We start from the raw sequence: 4909 nt of genomic DNA on the forward strand, positions 1-4909 counted from the left end.
CACCGCCCACGGCCACAACACCCTCCGGGCACTCACCGACCTCATCACCGGTCGGCCCTGGCTACCCGCCATCAACTGACCACCTGATCAGTCACCCGCACTCATCCAGCCACGTCAACGGTTCGATCAACGTCGTTGCTCGGACTGTATGTGCCGGACTCGGGGTGCATGTCGACGTGACGCTGTACCGCAGCCGGTGGTACGGCTGGGAGCAGCGCGGCTACGGCTCGAACAACAGCACCAGCTCGGTCAGCACGAACGCCGCGGAGAGCGCCGCGGACTGCGACGGCACGCATGACTACCTTGCGAACTCCTACCATGAGGCGAGCGACAGCTCATATGCCTACACCTCGAACTCGGCGAACGGGCTGACGTGCTGAAGAACGGTAACGACCAGGCCAGATGATTGGGGGACGACGGCTGGTCGCCGTGCCGTTGGTGATCACCGCGCTGACAGGTGGTCTGGCCGGCTGCACGGCGAGCCAGCCGCGGTCGCAGCGCCCGAAGGGCATCATCGCAAGCCTCCCACCTGGCCCGCCGTCTCCCGCAGCAGACCAGCCCGTCTGGCTCGGGACCGCACCTCAGGCGGTATTGACAGGCGCGAACGGCGAACGCCAAGCCGGAATCCTGCTGTCGTCGCGCTGGTTTTCACCGTCCGGCAATGTGCAGACCACGGCTCCGGACGGGTCACCGGTCCGGTGGCCAGCGGCCGTAGCAGCACCGGCACCGGCCGACATCGACGTACGCATTCCAACACACTCGCATCCGGCCCGAGTCGATGTCCGGCTGTTCCACGGCGAACTCGACGGCAACGGAGTGCCCACTTCCAATCCCCGCACACTTGCATGCCGGAACGAATTGTCATCGCAGGCCGCCACGGCCTCGGGATGCCGTCTGGGAAACGACCAGGAAGGATTACTGGTTCACCTCGCGGAGCACCGTTTCCCGGTGATCGTTCTGTACGCCGAGTGGTACGTTCCGGTTGCTGACCGTCCACCCGGCGCCCAGGACAACGCGGTGGTGAGCGCCAGTTGGGGATTCCGCATTGTGGTGAGATAGGTACGAAGGGGTGGCCGGCCCATGCAGTGGTCCCGGAACGTTGCAGTAGCACAATGGATCGTCGAACGACTGCACCCGTTCGCGCAGGACGTCGGCAGCCTCGTTCCAGACGGGTTCGCAGCCTATGCACGGATCCGTCATCCCGAAGCAGGCACACTCGACCGACCGCGACTGGACGCGCTGCTCGACATACTCGCCCGGCATACACCCGAGGCGAAGCTGTGCTGGTTCGCCGTCTGGGACGGCTACGCCTGGCTACACGGGCACTCTGCAACCAGCACGCTGACCAGAGACGGCGGCAGACCCGCTCGGCCGCCCGCTGAACTCACCCCTCCACCGGAGCGGGTCCGGGCACCCCGCAGGTCCTTCGCGCTGTACCGCGGCGAACTCCGCTCGGCTCAAGCACTGTGGGATCTGTCGTGGGAACAGAGCCCCAACCTGTGGTGGCCCGACGACCACGGTTGGTGCGTCGCCACGGATGTCGACCAGACATCCACCTACTTGGGCGGTTCCGCAACCCTCATACACGATCTACTCGACGACCGTGAACTCACCACGCAGCCGGCCAGTCCAAACGATGCTATAAGTGACGACGCGGCGCCAGACCAGGCGTAGCGTGCGGGCAGCGTCTGGGCTGGCCGCCAGCGACGACCCCGGAGAATCTCGTTGCGCCCGATAGCCGAGCGCGTCCACTGTCCGGGTCCAGCCCTTTGGCGGGTGAGCGCCTGGTCGGACTACTGGCCGGAGCGAGTCATCGCAGCGGCTTGCTTGCTTTCGGTCAATTGGCACTCGGCGCCGTGCATGGGGCGTCCGCTGCGTGGGTGACGCGCGCGGCCCGGATCGTCGCGTACCGGCCGGCCGGTGCCGAGAAGCCGAGGCGGCAGTAGCCTGCGGTCTGGTCGAGGCGGCCTCTGCACAGGGGGCCTTGATCAGCACGCCCTAGAGCGCTGGAACCCAGAAGACATCCTTCACCCAGCTGCGCGCCCCTAGAATCCGGACACGTGAACAAAGCCGCGACAACCCTCTGGTGGCTCCTTGATCTTGATCCGGCAGCGCCGCTTGCACCGGATTCCGGCGAGTTCAGCGGCTGGGGCTGGCACCCGCGCGGCGACGTCACCCAGTGGGCTGCCGGGCGAACCGACCCGGAGTTGCGGCGGTTCCTGCAGAAGGTCGCGGACCTCCGGAACGCAACTACGGGAAGCGGTGGTGATGTTGGTGAATGAGGCCGGCTGGCCTTCGCGCCAGGACCGTGAAGCCACCGGCCCGTGCACGGTGCCAGTCGACCTGCGGCTGCTCTACACCTGCGGTGACCAGATGCTGGTCGGGCGGCGCCGAGGAGGGTTCGCAGCAGGCCAGTGGGATTCGCCGTCCGGGAAACTGGAGCCGGGCGAGGCGCTCGAACATGGCATGGCGCGGGAGGCGTTCGAGGAGACCGGGCTGCGGCTGCCGCCCGCGCAGCTGCGGGTGGTCGCGATGACGCACTGGCATCCGCCGGACGGGGTGCCGCGTATCGGGGTGTTCTTCCACCTCGAGGCGGACCCGGCGGTGCACGGCGAGCCGGTCATCGCCGAACCGGCCAAGTGCGCCGAGCTGCGCTGGGCACCGCTGGACGCGCTGCCTCGGCCGTTGCTGCGCTACACCGAGATCGGGGTCGAGCTGTTCTGCTCCGGGCGCGTGTACGCGGCGGTGGACTGGCCGACCGGAAGCAACGGACCGCGGTGAACGGGCCGGCGGAACGGGCGTGGGACGCCGGCGTACCGTGCCGGCCGGTACGCCGGCGAAGCGCCGGTGGCGTTCCTCGCCGACGTCATCACCGCAGCGGGAACCGTCGGTGTCGGGCAGGGCCTCCACATCGGGTGCGGCAACGGCCGGCACCTGCTGCCGCTGCTCGACGCCGGGATCGACATGACGGGCCTGGACATCTCCGCGGAGGCGATCGCCCAGCTGCGGGCGCGGCGCCCCGATCGGGCGGACCGGTTCGTCCACGGCGACCTGACCGTCCTGCCGCCCCAGCAGCGGTGGCCGCTGGTCTTGGGCATCCAGGTGTTCCAGCACGGTGACCGCCGCACCGCCCACCACCACGTGCGTGCGGCACAGCAGCGGGTCACGGCCGGTGGGCTGCTGTGCCTGCGGGTCAACGCCGCCAGCACCGACGTGTGGCCCGACCACGAGGTCACCGAACGCCATCCCGACGGTGGGTTCACGGTGGGGTACCTCGCTGGGCCGAAGTCCGGCCTGGACATCCACTTCTTCGGCGCCACCGAGCTAAGCCGGCTGTTCGCCGGCTGGACCCCGATTCTGCCGGTGCGGGCCGACACGTCCTGGCGGCAGCCGCCCGGCGTCGGCCAGTGGACGCAATGGGAAGCTATCTGGCAACACCCCCACCAGCGCCCCGGGCTTGAGTGGGAGGGCTGAAGTCCGTGCGCCGGATCGCGATCGTGGGTGCCGGCGGCGCCGGCAAGACCGTGCTGGCCAACCAGCTCGCCGGGTTACTGGGGCTACCGGTCACGCATCTGGACGCCCTGCGCTACGACGAGGACTGGAAGGTCGTGCCGGAGGCCGCGTTCGTCGCCGCGCAGCACGCGGTCGTGGCGAACGATCGGTGGATCATCGAGGGGAACTCTGCGGCGTCCATGCCGGTCCGGTTCGCCGCCGCGGACACGATCATCTTCCTGGACCTGCCGCCGCTGGTCTGCCTGTGGGGCATCCTGCGGCGGCGGCTGCGCTACCGCGGCGGCCGGCACGCCGACGGCGTGCACGACCGCATCAACGTCGCGTTCCTGCGCTGGGTGGTCGGTTTCCGGCGCCGCCGCGCACCTGCGGTGCGGGCGTGTATCGCCGAGCACGGCGCGCACGCCGTGCTGATCGAGCTGAACAGCCGCCGCCAGGTCAACCGGCTCATCGCCCGGCTGGGCGGCCCGATGCCCCGTGAGGTAGGAGGGGACGCCGGTGACGGTTGACCAGGGCGCCGCGGGCCTTGCCGGGAAGGGCCCGCATCCAGAGCCCGGTGAACGCGTGCAGGCTGGTCCGCACCCTGGCGCCCCCGAGCGCGCGGCGACCGCCGCCGGGCCGCCCGTGCCAGGGTGGCGTGGCGAGCTGCGTCGGTTGTGGGCGGCGTACACGGTCAGCGAGCTGGGTAGCGCGGTCGGCGCTGGAGCATTGCCGCTGATTGCGGTCCTCGTCCTGGCCGTCTCGGCGTGGCAGGTGTCCATGCTCGCGGTGGCGGCCGAGATCGCGAGCGCGGCCGTCGCGGTGCCGCTCGCGCCGTGGATCGAGGTCCACCGCAAACGCCCGGTCATGATCACCGCCGACCTGGTCCGGTTCGCGGCCCTCGCGACCGTGCCGGTCGCGGCGTGGCTCGGCGTGCTCACCTACGCCCAGCTGTGTGTGGTCGCCGCGGTGCAGACCGCCGGTGCGATCGTGTTTAACGCCGCCGGCGGAGCGCACCTCAAACGGCTCGTTCCTGAACCGCACCGCGCCCTGGCGAACAGCCGGTTCGAGACCAGCCTCTGGTCGGCCACCACGGTCGGGCCGCCGATCGGCGGCCTGCTGGTGTCGTGGCTCGGCGCGACCGCCTCGGTCGCCGTCGACGCCGCCACGTTTCTGCTCTCGGCGATCGGTGTTCGCCAGCTGTGCAGCCGCGAACCCGACCCGCCACCCGCCGCCAGCCGGCGGTGGATCGGCGAGGTGACCGGCGGATGGCGGTACATCGCCGCCCACCGCGACCTGCACCTGCTGTTCTGGAACGCCATGGTGGGTCTTCGAAGTTAGCGGGGGTCGAGATGCCCGCGGGCTTTGCGGGTGGTGGCGGTTCGGGTTCGTAGTCGCTGGTTGACGGGGTTGCGGAAGC

The 4909-nt window shown here is 69.9% G+C and carries 8 protein-coding genes; all 8 read left to right on the forward strand.

Annotated elements, in window-relative coordinates; all coding sequences use genetic code 11:
- Window positions 1-164 precede the first annotated feature (164 nt).
- The 8 genes from AB0H83_RS51400 (at window position 165) to AB0H83_RS51435 (ending at window position 4830) form a co-directional block, all read left to right on the forward strand.
- Window positions 165-380 (forward strand): hypothetical protein, encoded by a 216-nt coding sequence (locus AB0H83_RS51400; RefSeq protein WP_360111248.1) that lies wholly within the window; start codon window positions 165-167, stop codon window positions 378-380.
- Window positions 381-438: 58 nt separating this feature from the next.
- On the forward strand, window positions 439-1059 hold the full coding sequence (locus tag AB0H83_RS51405; RefSeq protein WP_360111251.1) for a hypothetical protein: 621 nt from the start codon (window positions 439-441) through the stop codon (window positions 1057-1059).
- A 21-nt stretch (window positions 1060-1080) separates the two neighbouring features.
- The gene (locus AB0H83_RS51410) at window positions 1081-1674 is read left to right on the forward strand and encodes a hypothetical protein (protein ID WP_360111254.1); all 594 of its coding nucleotides are present in this window, start codon (window positions 1081-1083) and stop codon (window positions 1672-1674) included.
- Between the two features lie 386 nt (window positions 1675-2060).
- On the forward strand, window positions 2061-2282 hold the full coding sequence (locus AB0H83_RS51415) for a hypothetical protein (protein WP_360111256.1): 222 nt from the start codon (window positions 2061-2063) through the stop codon (window positions 2280-2282).
- Window positions 2283-2331: 49 nt separating this feature from the next.
- Entirely contained in the window at window positions 2332-2781 is a 450-nt protein-coding gene (locus tag AB0H83_RS51420) for an NUDIX domain-containing protein (protein ID WP_360111259.1), read from the forward strand.
- A gap of 66 nt (window positions 2782-2847) precedes the next feature.
- Complete coding sequence (locus AB0H83_RS51425) at window positions 2848-3474, forward strand: methyltransferase domain-containing protein (protein ID WP_360111262.1); 627 nt, start codon at window positions 2848-2850, stop codon at window positions 3472-3474.
- A gap of 5 nt (window positions 3475-3479) precedes the next feature.
- On the forward strand, window positions 3480-4019 hold the full coding sequence (locus tag AB0H83_RS51430; protein ID WP_360111265.1) for a topology modulation protein: 540 nt from the start codon (window positions 3480-3482) through the stop codon (window positions 4017-4019).
- Window positions 4009-4830: an MFS transporter gene (locus AB0H83_RS51435; protein WP_360111268.1), complete on the forward strand. Its 822-nt coding sequence runs from the start codon at window positions 4009-4011 to the stop codon at window positions 4828-4830. The genes AB0H83_RS51430 and AB0H83_RS51435 overlap by 11 nt, the downstream gene beginning before the upstream one ends.
- Window positions 4831-4909 lie beyond the last annotated feature (79 nt).

It is taken from the genome of Dactylosporangium sp. NPDC050688 (assembly GCF_040654515.1).
Classification (GTDB): domain Bacteria; phylum Actinomycetota; class Actinomycetes; order Mycobacteriales; family Micromonosporaceae; genus Dactylosporangium.